The sequence below is a fragment of the Arthrobacter sp. Y3221048 genome, from assembly GCF_059092685.1.
On record NZ_JBNHHX010000002.1, the window covers coordinates 740,016 to 755,268 of the forward strand.

A 15,253-nucleotide genomic window follows, 5' to 3' on the forward strand; every position below is an offset into this window, starting at 1 on the left:
CCAAATTGCAACCCAAATGGAAGCAAGGCCTGTTATCAGCGTCACAGTTGGCGCATATGCTGGTGCCACCTGAGCCTGCGCGGCTGCGAACCATGCCGGCGCGGACCGGTCCGGCGTCACAAGCCGCTGGATGGAGCACAGTACCTGAGGAGGCGGCATGCGTTTCGCTCGAACATCCCGACTGGTTTCACTGGCAGCCGCGGCAGCGCTCGCGGTGACGGCCTGCGGCGGTGGCGGTGGCGGCGGCGGTGGCACGGAGGGCGGAGGCGACGGGAACGCCGAAGCGGTGATCACGGCCAACAGCACGGAGCCGCAGAACCCGCTGGTCCCCACCAACACCAACGAGGTCGGCGGCGGCCGCGTGATAGACCTCATCTTCGAAGGCCTGATCAGCTACGATCCTGAGGGCAAACCGGTCAACGAGGTAGCGGAATCCATCGAGACTGAAGACGCGCAGAACTACACGATCACACTGAAGCCGGACCAGACGTTCACCAACGGTGACCCGGTGACCTCCAGCTCCTTCGTGGACGCCTGGAACTACGGCGCCGCCGTCGAGAACGCCCAGCTGAGCGCCTATTTCTTCGAAAGCATCGAAGGCTACGACGAGGTCAGCTCAGAGGGCGCGACCACGAAGGAGATGTCCGGGCTCAAGGTCGTCGATGACACGACCTTCAACGTGACGCTGAGACAGCCCGAATCCGACTGGCCATTGCGCCTGGGCTACACGGCTTTCGTGCCGCTGCCGCCCGTGGCCTTCGAGGATATGGAGGCCTTCGGGGAGAACCCGGTGGGGAACGGACCCTACATGCTGGGCGGTGACGGCGCGTGGCAACACGACGTGCAGATCGAACTGGTGCCGAACCCGGACTACCAAGGCACCCGGACCCCGCAGAACGGCGGGATTACCTTCAAGTTCTATTCGTCCTTTGAGGCGGCCTATCAGGACCTGCTCTCGGACAACCTGGACGTGCTCGACACCATCCCGCCGAGCGCGCTGGCAAACTTCAAGACCGACCTCGGCGAGGGCCGCTGGTTGGAAAAGCCCTATGCCGGCAACCAGACCATCGTCATTCCGCAGTACCTGGACGAATGGACCGGCGAGGCCGGCCAGCTGCGGCGCCAAGCCATCTCCCTGGCGATAAACCGGGACGAGATCACCCAGGTGATCTTCCAGGGCGGCCGGCAGCCGGCTGCCGAGTTCACAGCCCCCGTACTCACGGGCTACAGCGACAGCATCCCGGGCAACGAAGTGCTGCAGTACAACGAGGAGGAAGCCAAGCGACTGTGGGCGGAAGCCGACAAGATCGAACCGTGGGGCGACAGGACGTTCACCATCGCTTCCAACGCCGACGGCGGCCACAAGGAATGGATCGAAGCAGTCGCTAACGGCCTGAAGAACGTGCTCGGCATAGACGCCCAGTTCGAGTCCTATGCCACCTTCCCCGAGCTCAGGACCAAGGTCACGGCAAAGGAGATGACCGGCGCCTCACGTGCCGGCTGGCAGGCCGACTACCCGTCGCTGTACAACTTCCTCGGGCCGCTGTACGGCACCGGGGCGGGATCCAACGACGGCGACTACTCGAACAAGGAATTCGACCAGAAGCTGCGTGAAGGGCTGGGGGCGGCCACGCCGGAAGAGGGCAACCGGATCTTCAACGAGGCGCAGGAGATCCTGATGCAGGACCTGCCTGTCATCCCGTTGTGGTACCAGGTCCGGCAGGTCGGCTGGAGTTCCGTCGTGCAGGACGTGGACACTGCCTGGAACGGGGTGCCGATTTACCACCAGATCACCGGCAAGTGACCTCGAGGCGCTGCGGGCCCGGCCGCGGGCCGGCCCCGCAATGCCCCAAACCTGATCCCCCACCGAGAGGCAGGGTTGATGATCCATCACTTGGCGGCACGCAGGGCGCAAGGAGGAAGCTAGTGCTCTGGTACATCTTCCGGCGCTTCCTGCAGATGATCCCGGTGTTCTTCGGCGCCACGTTCCTGGTCTATTTCCTCGTTTTTTCCCTTCCGGGAGATCCCATCCAGGCACTGTTCGGTGACCGCGCCGTCAACCCCGCGGTGGCTGCCCAGCTTCGGGCGCAGTACAACCTGGACCAGCCGTTCCTCATCCAGTACGTCCTCTATCTGAAAAACCTCGTCACCTTCAATCTCGGCAACGACTTCTCCGGCAGGCCTGTTGCCGAGGTGCTGGCCCAGATCTTCCCGGTTACGGTCAGGCTGGCCATCCTCGCGCTGATCTTCGAAGCCGTCTTCGGCATCCTTTTCGGTTTGATCGCCGGACTGCGGAAGGGCCGGATTTTCGATGGGACCGTATTGGTCGCCTCGCTGATCGTCATTGCGATCCCGATTTTTGTCCTCGGTTTCGTCCTGCAGTTCCTCGTCGGCGTCAAGCTCGGCTGGGCCAGACCCACCGTAGGCGCCCAGGCGGGCTGGTCCGACCTGATACTCCCGGCCGTCGTGTTGGGCCTTGTGTCGCTGGCCTACGTGCTGCGCCTGACCCGAACATCGATCATCGAGAACATGAACGCCGACTACGTGCGTACCGCGATGGCCAAGGGATTGTCCCGGCCGCGCGTCGTCGTCGTGCACATCCTGCGGAACTCCATGATTCCGGTCGTGACGTTTTTGGGCGCCGATCTGGGAGCCCTGATGGGCGGGGCAATCGTGACCGAGGGAATCTTCAACGTCCCCGGCGTCGGCCAGCGACTGTACCAGTCCGTGCTGCGGGGCGAGGGCCCCACTATCGTGTCCATCGTCAGCGTGCTCGTGCTCGTCTACATTCTGGCCAACCTGCTGGTGGACGTGCTCTATGCCTGGCTCGACCCGAGGATCCGTTATGCCTAGAGAACCGCTGGAACGCGACAACCAGGCCATCGAGCATTTCGTTGCGCCCCTGGACGAAACTCCGGTGCTGGCCACCGACAAAGTCGACGAGGATGTGCAACCGCTCAGCCTGTGGGCCGAAGCGTGGCGCAACCTGCGGACACAACCGCTCTTCATCATCTCGGCGCTGCTGCTGTTGCTGGTCATTGTGGTGGCGCTCTTCCCGGGGATCTTCACACAGACGCCGCCAGCGCAGAATTGCCTGCTGGCCAATTCCGACGGCGGACCGGCGCCCGGGCACCCGCTGGGGTTCACCAAGCAGGGATGCGACGTCTATTCGCGCATCATCTACGGAACCCAGGCATCGCTTACGGTGGGTATTTTCGCCACGCTCGGTGCACTGCTGATCGGCGGGACGCTCGGCGCCATTGCCGGGTTCTACGGCGGTTGGCTGGATGCGGTGATCGCCCGGATCGGCGACGTCTTTTTCGCGCTGCCGCTGATCCTGGGCGCCATCATCATCATGCAGTTGCCGTTGTTCCGGGCCAACCGCAACGTCTGGACAGTGGTCATCACGCTGGTGGTCTTCGGCTGGCCGCAGGTGGCCCGCATCACCCGTGGCGCCGTCATTTCCGTGCGCAACGCCGACTTCGTCACGGCGGCCCGGTCGCTGGGCGTTTCCAGGCTCGCCGCCCTGGTCAAGCACGTCATCCCCAACTCGCTGGCGCCCGTCATCGTGGTGGTGACCGTGAACCTGGGCATCTTCATCGTCGCCGAGGCCACCCTGTCCTTCCTGGGCATTGGACTGCCGCCGGACGTGATGTCCTGGGGCAATGACATCTCCGCGGCCCAGGTGTCGCTGCGCTCCAACCCGGCCAGCCTGCTCTGGCCGGCGCTGGCGCTGTCCGTCACCGTGCTGAGCTTCATCATGCTCGGTGACGCCCTCCGCGATGCCCTCGATCCGAAGGCGAGGAAGCGATGACGCACCTTCGCGAGGTCGACGGCGCCGCGCCCCTGCTGCAGATCAAGGACCTGGCGATTACGTTCCGAACGTCCACCGGCGACGTGGAAGCGGTCAAAGACGCCCATCTGACGGTGATGCCGGGGGAGACCGTGGCCATAGTGGGCGAATCGGGCTCGGGCAAGTCGACCACGGCGCTGGCGACCATCGGACTGCTCCCGGAAAACGGCCGGGTCTCCGGCGGGCAGATCGTCTTCGCCGGGGAAGACCTGGCCGGCGCCAGCAGCCGGCGGATCGTGGAACTGCGCGGCAATTCGATCGGCATGGTGCCGCAGGACCCCATGTCCAACCTCAACCCGGTGTGGAAGATCGGTTTCCAGGTCAGGGAGACGCTGCGGGCCAACGGGCTCCGGTCCGACAATGCCGCGGTGGCCAACGTCCTGGCAGAGGCGGGGCTGCCCGATGCCGCCAGCCGTTCCCGGCAGTTCCCGCACGAGTTTTCCGGCGGCATGCGCCAGCGCGCCCTGATCGCCATCGGCTTGTCGTGCCGGCCGCGGCTGCTGATCGCCGACGAACCGACCTCAGCCCTCGACGTGACGGTGCAGCGCCAGATCCTGGACCACTTGGAATCGATGACCCGGGAACTCGGCACCGCCGTCCTGCTGATCACGCATGACCTGGGTTTGGCCGCCGAGCGTGCCCGCAAGGTGGTGGTGATGTACAAGGGCCGGGTCGTGGAGTCCGGTCCCGCCCTGCAGATCCTGCAAAATCCGCGCCACCCCTACACACGACGGCTGGTTGAGTCCGCGCCGTCCCTGGCCTCGCGGCGTATCCAGTCGGCGAAGGCCGCCGGCATCGAAACCTCGGAGCTACTGGCACCGGTCGGGCAGGAGGCCACATCCACCGACAACGTCATTGAAGTCAAGGACCTGACCAAGGTCTTCAAGCTGCGCAGCGGGTTTGGAAAGTCCACTGACTTCACCGCGGTGGACAACGTGTCCTTCAAGATCAAGCGCGGCACCACGATGGCGGTGGTGGGGGAGTCGGGATCCGGCAAGTCCACCGTGGCAAAGATGATCCTGAACCTCGAGTCGCCGACCAGCGGCCACATTGTCTTCGACGGCGTGGACATGACCGCCCTCAACGCCAAGGCCCTGCTTGCCTTCCGCCGGCGGGTCCAGCCGATCTTCCAGGATCCCTACGGGTCGCTGGACCCCATGTACAACATCTTCCGCACCATCGAGGAGCCGTTGCGCGTACACAACATCGGCGACCGCTTCAGCCGCGAAGCCAAGGTCCGGCAGCTGCTGGACCAGGTGGCGCTTCCGGCGTCCGCCATGCGCCGGTTCCCGAACGAGCTCTCCGGCGGCCAGCGCCAGCGCGTCGCCATCGCCCGTGCGCTGGCCCTGGACCCCGAGGTGGTGATCTGCGACGAGGCGGTCTCCGCGCTGGACGTGCTGGTGCAGGCCCAGATTCTGGACCTGCTGGCGGGCCTGCAGCAGGACCTGGGGCTGAGCTACCTGTTCATCACGCACGACCTGGCCGTGGTCCGGCAGATCGCCGACCACGTCACCGTGATGGAAAAGGGCAAGGTGGTGGAGGCCGGCACCACGGACAACGTCTTCGACTCCCCGCAGCGGCGGTATACGCAGGAGCTGCTGGCCGCCATTCCCGGTGCGAGCCTGGAGCTGCCGCCCGAGGTGGCCTGACCCCAGGACTCCAGCCCACTCACCGGCCCCGGCTCCGGGCCGGGTTAGGCCATGGGTGGCGTTGCGGATTACAATGGAGTGCCTACCCGCATCCGGGCACGGCGCTGGCTGTCCGATATTAGGCCCAGGTTCCATGTAATCCACGGAAGAGTAATCCCGCATGTCTGAAACCACCGCATCGACGCAGAGCGCCGTTCGCAGCGACCTTCGCAACGTCGCCATCGTAGCCCACGTCGACCACGGGAAGACCACCCTCGTGGATGCCATGCTGAAGCACACCGGTGCCTTCGCCAGCCACGGCGAAACCGAAGAGCGCGTCATGGACTCCGGGGAACTGGAACGTGAAAAGGGCATTACCATCCTGGCCAAGAACACCACCGTGTTCTACTCCGGCCCGTCCGCCCAGGGCGAGACCATCACCATCAGCGTGATCGACACTCCCGGGCACGCCGACTTCGGCGGCGAGGTGGAGCGGGGCCTGTCCATGGTGGACGGCGTGGTCCTGCTGGTCGATGCTTCCGAGGGCCCGCTGCCGCAAACCCGTTTTGTGCTGCGCAAGGCGCTGGCCGCCAAGCTCCCCGTCATCCTGGTGGTCAACAAGACCGACCGTCCGGACGCACGGATCGACGGCGTCGTCGCCGAATCGATGGACCTGCTGCTGGGCCTGGCCTCCGACCTTGCCGACGAAGTCCCCGATCTTGACCTGGACGCCGTCCTTAACGTTCCCGTTGTCTATGCCTCCGGCAAGGCCGGCCGCGCCTCGCTGACCCAGCCCGCCGACGGCACCCTGCCGGAGGACGAGGACCTGGAGCCGCTGTTCGCCACCATCATGGAGCACGTCCCGGCCCCGTCCTACGACCCCGACGGCGTGCTGCAGGCGCACGTGACCAACCTGGACGCCTCACCCTTCCTGGGCCGCCTGGCGCTGCTGCGCATCTACAACGGCACCCTGCAGAAGGGGCAGACCGTGGCCTGGGCCCGCCAGGACGGCCAGCTGAAGAACGTGCGCATCTCCGAACTCCTGGCCACCCGGGGACTCTCCCGCGTGCCGGCCGAATCCGCCGGCCCCGGCGAGATTGTCGCCGTCGCCGGGATCGAGGACATCACCATCGGCGAGACCCTGACCGACGCCGAGAACCCGCAGCCGCTCCCGCTCATCAAGGTGGACGATCCGGCCATCTCGATGACCATCGGCATCAACACCTCGCCGCTGGCCGGCAAGGTCAAGGGCGCGAAGGTCACTGCCCGCCAGGTCAAGGACCGGCTGGACAAGGAACTGGTGGGCAACGTCTCGCTGAAGGTGCTGCCGACCGAGCGCCCGGATGCCTGGGAGGTCCAGGGCCGCGGCGAGCTGGCACTGGCCATCCTGGTGGAGCAGATGCGCCGCGAAGGCTTCGAGCTGACCGTGGGCAAGCCCCAGGTGGTCACCAAGACCATCGACGGCAAGGTGCACGAGCCGATGGAGCACATGACCATCGACGTGCCCGAAGAGTACCTCGGCGCCGTCACCCAGCTGCTGGCCGCCCGCAAGGGCCGGATGGTGAACATGGCCAACCACGGCACCGGCTGGGTCCGGATGGAGTTCATTGTCCCGGCCCGCGGCCTGATCGGTTTCCGCACCCGGTTCATGACCGAAACCCGGGGCGCCGGCATCGCCGCGTCCATCTCCGAGGGCTACGAGCCCTGGGCCGGGCCGATCGAGTACCGCACCAACGGTTCGATGGTGGCCGACCGGGCCGGCGTGGTCACGCCCTTCGCGATGATCAACCTGCAGGAACGCGGTTCCTTCTTCGTCCAGCCCACCTCCGAGGTCTACGAAGGCATGATCGTGGGCGAGAATTCGCGGGCGGACGACATGGACGTGAACATCACCAAGGAAAAGAAGCTCACCAACATGCGTGCCGCTTCCTCCGACAGCTTCGAGAACCTCACCCCGCCGCGGAACCTGACCCTGGAGGAGTCCCTCGAATTCGCCCGCGAGGACGAGTGCGTTGAGGTCACCCCGGAGTCCATCCGCATCCGCAAGGTGGTCCTGGATGCCAACGAGCGGCTCAAGGCCGCCCGTGCGCGCGCCCGGGCATAAACTGAACCTATGACAGAGCAGAGGCAACCCGCCGGAGACCACGGCGGGTTGCCTTCCGCTGTTTCAGGCCAGGGCACCGAACGGCCCGAGGCACGACGGCGGCGTCCCGCCTTTCACGGGTGGGGCACGGCTGTCTTCGGCGCGCTGGTGACGGCGGTCGCGGGAACGGCCCTTCACTCGCAGATTCTCTATGTCGGGGAGTCAGGGTATCCGTGGGGCGCCGCGGCAGCCTTGCTGTTCGCCCTGGCGGTGATGGTCTGGGCCGGCCTCAAGACTCACAACGTTTTGATCGCCGGCCTGACGGGTGGTCTCACGTACGTCCTCGTCGGACTGATGGCGATGGCCCCCGGCGCCGAGCCGCTGATCGTCACCGGGACCACCGCGGCGGTGGAATTGCCGATCGCCATGGCGGGCCGGATCTGGATGATCGGACTGGTGTTCGCCACGATCGTGGCGCTGCTGGTCTGCGCCTGGGCGCTCAAGCCGCGGCGGGCCGGGACCTGATTCGGGCCGTCCGCGCGCCGGGCGTCAGTTGGCCGTCTGGTCCAGATGGTGGGCCATGAAGATTGAGGTTGCGGTGCCGTCCTCGTCGGCGGGCAACATCGCGTATTCCTCGAAGATTGCGCGGATCTTCCCCAGCATCTCCTGGCGGTGCGCGTCGTTGAGCTTAATGCCCATCCGGGTGGTTTCGATCTGGTCCGGGGCCAGGCCGTCGATTTCCTGCAAAAAGGTCTCTACCAGCACCGGTGCCGCGTCCGGCATCTTCGCGCCCCAGGACATCCGGGTGGCGCGGTAGGGGACTTCCTTGGCCCCCCGGTTGCCCTTTCGCGGTTCCTCGGCCTCCAGGAAACCGGTGTTGAGCAGCGTGCGCACGTGGTGCAGCGAGGTGGCCGGATTCAGGCCGAGCAGTTCCGCGATCTCTTTGTTGGTCCGCGACCGGTGGAGGCAGAGCCGGAGAATGCGCAGGCGTACCGGGGAGCTGAGCGCCCGCCCGGTGGCTTGCAGGTCCTGATCCGTAGGCATGTCTCCAGCATACGACACCAGCTGCCTAATGATTGACTTTCCCCAATCGCTGCCCGAGACTATGACCTGTGACTCAGGCACCCGCTCCACGGGGCTCCGGAACTGCCCCGGCAGCCGACGCTGCCCACCCGGGCGGCGCACCGCCGTCGTTGTGGCGGGACCCGAACTTCCTCACCTTCTGGTCGGCGCAGACCATCAGCCAAGTCGGCGTCCAGGTCGGCCAGCTGGCCGTCCCCGTTCTCGCGGTGATCGTTCTCGGGGCCAGCGAATTCCAAGTGGGTGTCCTCAATGCCAGCGCCACCGCTGCCTTCCTGCTGATCGGCCTGCCCGCGGGCGCCTGGGTGGACCGCTGGCTTAAGCGGCGGGTCATGATCACGGCCGACTTGGTCCGAGCCGCCGCCATGCTGTCCGTGCCGCTGCTGTGGTGGATGGGCGTGCTGCAGATGTGGCACCTGTACGCGGTGGCGGGCGTACTCGGCTGCGCCACGGTGTTCTTCGACGTGGCCTACCAGAGCTACATCCCGGTCCTGGTGCGCGGCGACCAGGTGGCGTCGGCGAACTCCAAGCTGGAGAGCACCGCGCAGCTGGCGAGGATGGGCGGACCCGCCGCGGGCGGCGGCCTGCTGCAGGTGATGGCGGCTCCGCTGCTGTTCCTCGCGGACACGCTCGGCTACCTTTTCTCGGCCCTGTTCCTGGTCCGCACCGCAGACCGCGAAGTGCCTGCACCGCGGCTCGGCCGGCGGCCGCTCGTGGTGGAAATCAAGGAAGGGCTCGGCTTCGTGGTGCGGCATCCGCTGATCAGCCGGATAGCGGCGTGCACGGGCCTGGCCAATTTCTTCGCCGGATTGGCCTTTACGCTGTTTCCCATCCTGGTGCTGCGCGAACTGGGCCTGGGCCCGGGCGCGCTGGGACTGGTCTACTCGGTCGCCGCGGCCGGTGGACTGCTGGGCGCGGTGGCGGCGCCCAAGCTGGCGAAGCTGACCGGCGAAGGGGCGCTGATTCCGCTGGCGAGCGTGGCGTCGGCGGTCTTCCTGGCGGCGATGCCGTTGTCGGTGCTGATGCCGGACACCGCCTCGGCACTGCTCCTGCTGATCGTCGGCGAGGCCGGCGTCTCCTTCTGCTCCCTGGTCTACAACGTGATGCAGGTGACGATGCGCCAGCGGGTCTGCCCGCCGCGGCTGCTCGGGAGGATGAACGCCTCGATCCGGTTCGTGGTGTACGGCGTATTGCCGCTCTCCGGGCTGCTGGCGGGCGTGCTGGGCGAAACCATCGGGTTGGTGCCCACCCTGTGGATCGGTGCGGCCGGGTCCGCGCTCGCCGCGGCGCCCGTGCTGTTCTCACCCCTGTGGGCGCTGCGGAAACTGCCGGACAGCTACGAAGGCTGACCGCCGGCCCGCGGGCGGCGCCGCGGAGGGGCGGGCGGCACCTGCTTGGCCGCGGCCACGGCCGACAAGGAAACGACGACGTCGCCGCGCCTGGTGCCCACCGTGCAGCTGTCGGCATCGACGGCCAGCAGCTCGCCGAGCACGTCGGTGAAGCCGCCCTCGATCCGGTAGCGGACCACCACGCGTGTTCCCGGTGCTGCTGCGGCCAGAAACGCGGCGGGGGTAGCGGGTATCACGTGACCATCTTAGGTGGGCCGTCCCCGGCTGGGGAGATAATGGTCCCAACCGATACGCTAGAGGGAACTGTTCAGAAAGGTGCTGACGGACGTGACGTACGTAATCGCACAGCCGTGCGTGGATGTAAAAGACAAGGCATGTATCGAAGAATGCCCGGTGGACTGTATCTACGAAGGTGAACGGTCCTTGTACATCCACCCGGATGAATGTGTCGATTGCGGCGCGTGCGAACCGGTCTGCCCGGTCGAAGCCATCTACTACGAAGATGACACTCCCGAGGAGTGGGCCGACTACTACAAGGCCAACGTGGAGTTCTTCGACGATCTGGGTTCCCCGGGCGGTGCCGCCAAGCTGGGCAACACCCACAAGGACCACCCGCTGATCGCCGCGCTGCCGCCGCAGAACCAAGACTGAACTCGATGAGTTCTTTCGGCCTGCAGTTGCCGGACTACCCGTGGGACGCCATGGCGCCCTACGCGCAAAAAGCGGCCGAACACCCGGGCGGCACGGTGAACCTGTCCATCGGCACGCCGGTTGACCCCACTCCGGCCGTCGTCCGGGACGCCTTGGCCGCAGCCGCCGACGCCCCGGGCTACCCGACGACGCACGGCACCGCCGAACTGCGGGAAGCGATCGTGGAGTGGTTCGGGCGCCGTCGAAACGTTCCCGGGATGGATCCGGAAGCGGTCATGCCCACCGTCGGTTCGAAGGAACTGGTCGCCTGGCTGCCCACCTTGCTGGGACTAGGGGCGGGCGACATCGTAGTGCGCCCCGTCGTGGCGTATCCGACGTACGACATCGGCGCCATCCTGGCCGGCGCGACCCCGGTGGCGGCCGACAACCTGGCGGATCTGGATGCGCAGACCAGGAGCCGGGTGAAACTGGTGTGGGTCAACTCGCCGGGAAACCCCACCGGCCTTGTGCGCGACCGGGCAGAGCTGCGCACCCTGGTGGAGGATGCCCGCAGCCTGGGCGCCGTCGTCGCCTCCGACGAATGCTACGCGGAGCTCGGCTGGGGCGCCTGGGACACCGCCCGCGGCGGGCAGGCCGTGCCGAGCGTGCTGGATCCGTACGTCGCGCAGGGCTCACACGAGGGCCTGCTGTGCACCTACTCGCTCAGCAAGCAGTCAAACCTCGCCGGCTACCGTGCCGCCTTCCTGGCCGGAGACCCGGCGCTGATGCCGAACATCATCAACAGCCGCAAGCATGCGGGCATGATCGTGCCGTTCCCGGTCCAGGCCGCGATGCGCGCCGCCCTGCGGGACGACGCGCACGTGCAGGAGCAGAAGGACCTGTACCGGAGCCGGCGCGAGCGGCTGCTGCCGGCGCTGGAGAATTTCGGCGTGCAGATCCGCCATTCCGAGGCCGGCCTTTACCTGTGGGGGACCGCGGGGGAAGATACATGGACCACCGTGGGCCGCCTTGCCGAGCTGGGCATTGTCATCGGGCCCGGCGTGTTCTACGGCGAGGCCGGCAGCGGCTACGTCCGGGTTGCGTTGACCGGCAGCGACGAACGGATCGACGCCGCCGTCGAACGGCTTTCCTGATCCCGGCGCCTGACTGTGGATATGAACAAAAATATATGTCTTGGATTAGATATATCCGTGACTCTACGGGTAGCGTTTTACCCGAGTATGTGCATGGTCAGTGCCACAAGCGCCGGCGTGCCCTAAGCTTCCAAACCTCCTGAAGGGGACTCAATGACTGAGCAGACCGGTGCCAAGCTGCACTTCGACGGCGGCGAACTCGAACTCCCACGGCTCAAGGCCGCCGAAGGCAACGACGGCTACGACGTATCCAAACTGCTGAAGCAGACCGGCGCGGTCACCTTCGACCCGGGGTTCATGAACACTGCGGCGACCACCTCCGCCATCACCTACATCGACGGCGACGCCGGTGTGCTCCGCTACCGCGGCTATCCGATCGAGCAGCTGGCCGAGCACTCAAGCTTCCTCGAAGTGTCCTACCTGCTGATTTACGGCGAACTGCCCACGCCCACCGAGCTGGAGTCCTTCGACCAGAAAATCCGCCGCCACACCCTGCTGCACGAAGAGCTCAAGGGCTTCTTCGGCGGATTCCCGCGCGACGCACACCCGATGCCGGTGCTCTCCTCCGCGGTCAGCGCCCTGTCGACCTTCTACCAGGACTCGCTGGATCCGTTCGACGACGAGCAGGTGGAACTCTCCACCATCCGCCTGATGGCCAAGCTCCCGGTCATCGCCGCCTACGCGCACAAGAAGTCCATCGGACAGGCCCTGCTCTACCCGGACAACTCCATGAACCTGGTGGAGAACTTCCTGCGCCTGAGCTTCGGCCTGCCGGCCGAGCCCTACGAGCTGGACCCGACCGTGGTGAAGGCGCTGGACCTGCTGTTGATCCTGCACGCAGACCACGAGCAGAACTGCTCTACGTCCACCGTGCGCCTGGTGGGCAGTTCCAACGCCAACATGTTCGCGTCCGTCTCCGCCGGCATCAACGCCCTGTTCGGTCCGCTCCACGGCGGTGCCAACGAGGCCGTGCTGAACATGCTCCGCCAAATCCAGGCCAGCGGCCAGGCCCCGGAGCAGTTCATGGAAAAGGTCAAGAACAAGGAAGAAGGCGTGCGCCTGATGGGCTTCGGGCACCGCGTCTACAAGAACTATGATCCGCGCGCCCGCCTGGTCAAGGCCACCGCGCACGAGATCCTGGGCAAGCTCGGCGGCAACGACGAACTGCTGGACATCGCCATGCGCCTGGAAGAGAAGGCGCTGGCGGACGACTACTTCATCGAGCGCAAGCTGTACCCGAACGTGGACTTCTACACCGGCCTGATCTATAAGGCCATGGGCTTCCCGGAGAAGATGTTCACCGTGCTGTTCGCCATCGGCCGCCTGCCCGGCTGGATCGCCCAGTGGCGGGAAATGATCAAGGATCCGCAGACCAAGATCGGCCGCCCCCGGCAGCTGTACACGGGTGCGCAGGAGCGCGAGTACCCGGCCCGCTAGTACGACGGCGGAGCACGCCTTAACGCCAACGGCCCCCGGCGCAATCCGGGGGCCGTTCGTTGTGCTTCAGGCGGAGATCATCGACGCGCTTAGCCGTTCGCAGCTTCCCGACCTTCGCAAGCTCAGGCCGGGTCCCTCGCTGCTCGCTTGCGCTCGTTCCTCGCTCGGCGATGCGCGCTTACGATAATCCCCGCCTGCCGCCTGCACCGTTTGGTCAGCCGGCGTAGCCGTTCGGGTTGTTCTTCTGCCAGCGCCAGTGGTCCTCGCACATCTGCTCGAGGTTCTTCACGGCCGACCAGCCGAGCTCGGCCAACGCGGCCGAAGGGTCGGCATAGCTGATGGCGGCGTCGCCCGGGCGCCGGTCGGTCAGCTCGTAGGGGATGTCGAATCCAGCGGCCTTGCCAAACGCGGCGAGCACCTCCAGCACGGACGAGCCCTTGCCGGTGCCCAGGTTCCAGCGGCGGACTCCGGGCCGGTCGGCAATGAAGTCCAAGGCCGCCAGGTGTCCGGCGGCCAGGTCCATCACATGGATGTAGTCGCGCACGCCGGTGCCGTCCGGCGTCGGGTAGTCGCTGCCGAAGACGCGGACCTTGTCCCGGCGGCCCACGGCCACCTGCGCCACGAACGGCAGCAGGTTGTTCGGCACGCCCGTCGGATCTTCACCGATCCGCCCGCTTTCATGCGCGCCGACGGGGTTGAAGTAGCGCAACAGGGCCACATGCCAGCGCGAGTCGGAATCGCCCAGATCGGACAGGATGTCCTCGATCTGCTCCTTGGTCCGGCCGTAGGGATTGATCGCGTCCAGCGGAAGCTTCTCGGTCAGCGGCACTTCCTCGGTGGCGCCGTACACGGTGGCAGAGGAACTGAAAACGATCGTGCGGACGTTGTGGGTGTCCATCGCGCGGAGCAGGTTCAGCGTGCCGCCCACGTTGTTGTGGTAGTAGTGCAAAGGTTTTTCGACGGACTCGCCGACGGCCTTCAAGCCGGCAAAGTGGATCACGGCGTCCACGGATTCGGCCTCCAACACCCGGTTCAGCGCGGCCTCGTCCAGGAGGTCGGCCTGGTGGAACCGTGCCTGCCGGCCGGCCAGCTCCTGGACCCGGCGCAGCGACTCTTCGCTGGAATTGGCCAGGTTGTCGAGCACCACCACGTCGTGCCCCGCCTCCAGCAGGGCGAGCGTGGTGTGCGAGCCGATGAAGCCGGTTCCTCCGGTGACCAAAATTCTCATGCCAACCAGCTTAGTAGCTCACCCCCCGTCTCCCCGGTACGGTCCGCAGCGGGTTCAGTACAGGGCTGGACAGCAAGGTCTAGAGTTGAAATACGGGCAGCGGGGGAACCCCGCGGGCGGCACCCGCAGCGGGAGCCACTGCAGATTAGCTGCGTCGTCGGTCCGAGCGAAAGGACGCGGACAGGATGCACGAGACGGGTGGGCCAGGGTGGCGGATCACCGCAGACACTTCGGGACACATGCTGCTGGCACTCTACCTTCGCGACGTCGCCGGCCTGGCCGGAGCCGGCTGGCCGGCGGTCTCGCCGGTGTTGCCGACGGTCCGCACCGCCGATCCCACCCAGCTGACCGCGCATGTCGGCGGCCCGGCGGCGCTGCGGGACGAGTGGGAGAAGTGGTGGGAGGACCTGGTCCGTGACCGCCCGGGCAACGCCGCGAAACTGGCACCGCCGTCCTTTCCCGCCTTCGCCGGCAGCCCCGCGCTGCAGCGGCTGCTGCAGGCCCACTTTGGCGCCGGGATGAGCTGGGCCCGGGCCCGGATGGCCGAGTACGGGAAATTGGCGCAGGAACGTGAGGCCAAGGGCACCACCGGGTTGATCCGCGAACTGGTCCAGGACCGGGAAATGGAACTCGGACGTGCCGCGCGGGCCTTCGAGCTGAAGCTCATCGAACTGCCGCTGTGCGAGCCGCGTGCCTGGTTCGTGGAGCCGGACCGGGTGCTGTTGTGCCAGACACTGATGGACGACGAAGGTGCCTTCCGCAGTTACCTTCAGCCGATCGTCGAGCTCATCGTCTAGCCGCGCGCGGGTAA

The 15,253-nt window shown here is 66.4% G+C and carries 14 protein-coding genes; 11 read left to right on the forward strand and 3 right to left on the reverse strand.

Going from position 1 to position 15,253, the window contains the following annotated elements:
• Positions 1–157: 157 nt before the first annotated feature.
• The 6 genes from AC5RVS_RS08185 (at position 158) to AC5RVS_RS08210 (ending at position 8,089) form a co-directional block, all read left to right on the forward strand.
• Positions 158–1,804 (forward strand): peptide ABC transporter substrate-binding protein, encoded by a 1,647-nt coding sequence (locus tag AC5RVS_RS08185; protein WP_494107756.1) that lies wholly within the window; start codon positions 158–160, stop codon positions 1,802–1,804.
• Between the two features lie 122 nt (positions 1,805–1,926).
• Positions 1,927–2,853, forward strand: a complete 927-nt coding sequence (locus AC5RVS_RS08190) for an ABC transporter permease (RefSeq protein ID WP_493989059.1) — start codon at positions 1,927–1,929, stop codon at positions 2,851–2,853.
• Positions 2,846–3,814, forward strand: coding sequence for an ABC transporter permease (locus AC5RVS_RS08195; RefSeq protein WP_494107757.1), 969 nt, complete (start codon positions 2,846–2,848; stop codon positions 3,812–3,814). Before AC5RVS_RS08190 ends, AC5RVS_RS08195 begins: the two co-directional genes overlap by 8 nt.
• On the forward strand, positions 3,811–5,502 hold the full coding sequence (locus AC5RVS_RS08200) for a dipeptide ABC transporter ATP-binding protein (RefSeq protein WP_493989061.1): 1,692 nt from the start codon (positions 3,811–3,813) through the stop codon (positions 5,500–5,502). The genes AC5RVS_RS08195 and AC5RVS_RS08200 overlap by 4 nt, the downstream gene beginning before the upstream one ends.
• A 160-nt stretch (positions 5,503–5,662) precedes the next feature.
• Positions 5,663–7,585, forward strand: a complete 1,923-nt coding sequence (gene typA / locus AC5RVS_RS08205) for a translational GTPase TypA (protein ID WP_493989062.1) — start codon at positions 5,663–5,665, stop codon at positions 7,583–7,585.
• Positions 7,586–7,594: 9 nt separating this feature from the next.
• Positions 7,595–8,089 carry a hypothetical protein gene (locus AC5RVS_RS08210; protein ID WP_494107758.1) on the forward strand — a complete coding sequence of 165 codons (495 nt, stop codon included), beginning with the start codon at positions 7,595–7,597 and terminating at the stop codon, positions 8,087–8,089.
• Positions 8,090–8,113: 24 nt separating this feature from the next.
• Here AC5RVS_RS08210 and AC5RVS_RS08215 read toward each other — a convergent pair whose 3' ends face one another.
• The gene (locus AC5RVS_RS08215; RefSeq protein WP_493989064.1) at positions 8,114–8,608 is read right to left on the reverse strand and encodes an ArsR/SmtB family transcription factor; all 495 of its coding nucleotides are present in this window, start codon (positions 8,606–8,608) and stop codon (positions 8,114–8,116) included.
• Between the two features lie 68 nt (positions 8,609–8,676).
• On the opposite strand from AC5RVS_RS08215, the gene AC5RVS_RS08220 reads away from it, so the two are divergent.
• Positions 8,677–9,993, forward strand: coding sequence for an MFS transporter (locus AC5RVS_RS08220; protein ID WP_494107759.1), 1,317 nt, complete (start codon positions 8,677–8,679; stop codon positions 9,991–9,993).
• Here AC5RVS_RS08220 and AC5RVS_RS08225 read toward each other — a convergent pair.
• Positions 9,981–10,229, reverse strand: a complete 249-nt coding sequence (locus AC5RVS_RS08225) for a putative acetyltransferase (protein ID WP_493989066.1) — start codon at positions 10,227–10,229, stop codon at positions 9,981–9,983. The genes AC5RVS_RS08220 and AC5RVS_RS08225 overlap by 13 nt on opposite strands.
• Positions 10,230–10,320: 91 nt before the next feature.
• On the opposite strand from AC5RVS_RS08225, the gene fdxA reads away from it, so the two are divergent.
• The 3 genes from fdxA to AC5RVS_RS08240 all read left to right on the forward strand — a co-directional run bounded on the left by fdxA (position 10,321) and on the right by AC5RVS_RS08240 (position 13,214).
• Positions 10,321–10,644 (forward strand): ferredoxin, encoded by a 324-nt coding sequence (gene fdxA / locus AC5RVS_RS08230; RefSeq protein WP_127511272.1) that lies wholly within the window; start codon positions 10,321–10,323, stop codon positions 10,642–10,644.
• Between the two features lie 5 nt (positions 10,645–10,649).
• Positions 10,650–11,777 (forward strand): succinyldiaminopimelate transaminase, encoded by a 1,128-nt coding sequence (dapC, locus tag AC5RVS_RS08235; protein ID WP_494107760.1) that lies wholly within the window; start codon positions 10,650–10,652, stop codon positions 11,775–11,777.
• A gap of 153 nt (positions 11,778–11,930) precedes the next feature.
• Positions 11,931–13,214, forward strand: coding sequence for a citrate synthase (locus AC5RVS_RS08240; RefSeq protein ID WP_494107761.1), 1,284 nt, complete (start codon positions 11,931–11,933; stop codon positions 13,212–13,214).
• Between the two features lie 214 nt (positions 13,215–13,428).
• Here AC5RVS_RS08240 and galE read toward each other — a convergent pair whose 3' ends face one another.
• A complete protein-coding gene (gene galE, locus AC5RVS_RS08245; RefSeq protein ID WP_494107762.1) occupies positions 13,429–14,442 on the reverse strand; it encodes a UDP-glucose 4-epimerase GalE in 1,014 nt (337 codons plus the stop codon).
• A gap of 185 nt (positions 14,443–14,627) precedes the next feature.
• On the opposite strand from galE, the gene AC5RVS_RS08250 reads away from it, so the two are divergent.
• Complete coding sequence (locus AC5RVS_RS08250) at positions 14,628–15,239, forward strand: hypothetical protein (RefSeq protein ID WP_494107763.1); 612 nt, start codon at positions 14,628–14,630, stop codon at positions 15,237–15,239.
• The last annotated feature ends 14 nt before the right edge of the window (positions 15,240–15,253 follow it).

What these genes read in the sequence shown, in the direction of transcription:
- AC5RVS_RS08185 (WP_494107756.1), top strand. Translation starts at nt 158, where the DNA reads ATGCGTTTCGCTCGAACATCCCGACTGGTTTCACTGGCAGCCGCGGCA.
- AC5RVS_RS08195 (WP_494107757.1), top strand. Translation starts at nt 2,846, where the DNA reads ATGCCTAGAGAACCGCTGGAACGCGACAACCAGGCCATCGAGCATTTC.
- AC5RVS_RS08200 (WP_493989061.1), top strand. Translation starts at nt 3,811, where the DNA reads ATGACGCACCTTCGCGAGGTCGACGGCGCCGCGCCCCTGCTGCAGATC.
- typA (WP_493989062.1), top strand. Translation starts at nt 5,663, where the DNA reads ATGTCTGAAACCACCGCATCGACGCAGAGCGCCGTTCGCAGCGACCTT.
- AC5RVS_RS08210 (WP_494107758.1), top strand. Translation starts at nt 7,595, where the DNA reads ATGACAGAGCAGAGGCAACCCGCCGGAGACCACGGCGGGTTGCCTTCC.
- AC5RVS_RS08215 (WP_493989064.1), bottom strand. Translation starts at nt 8,608, where the DNA reads ATGCCTACGGATCAGGACCTGCAAGCCACCGGGCGGGCGCTCAGCTCC.
- dapC (WP_494107760.1), top strand. Translation starts at nt 10,650, where the DNA reads ATGAGTTCTTTCGGCCTGCAGTTGCCGGACTACCCGTGGGACGCCATG.
- AC5RVS_RS08240 (WP_494107761.1), top strand. Translation starts at nt 11,931, where the DNA reads ATGACTGAGCAGACCGGTGCCAAGCTGCACTTCGACGGCGGCGAACTC.
- galE (WP_494107762.1), bottom strand. Translation starts at nt 14,442, where the DNA reads ATGAGAATTTTGGTCACCGGAGGAACCGGCTTCATCGGCTCGCACACC.
- AC5RVS_RS08250 (WP_494107763.1), top strand. Translation starts at nt 14,628, where the DNA reads ATGCACGAGACGGGTGGGCCAGGGTGGCGGATCACCGCAGACACTTCG.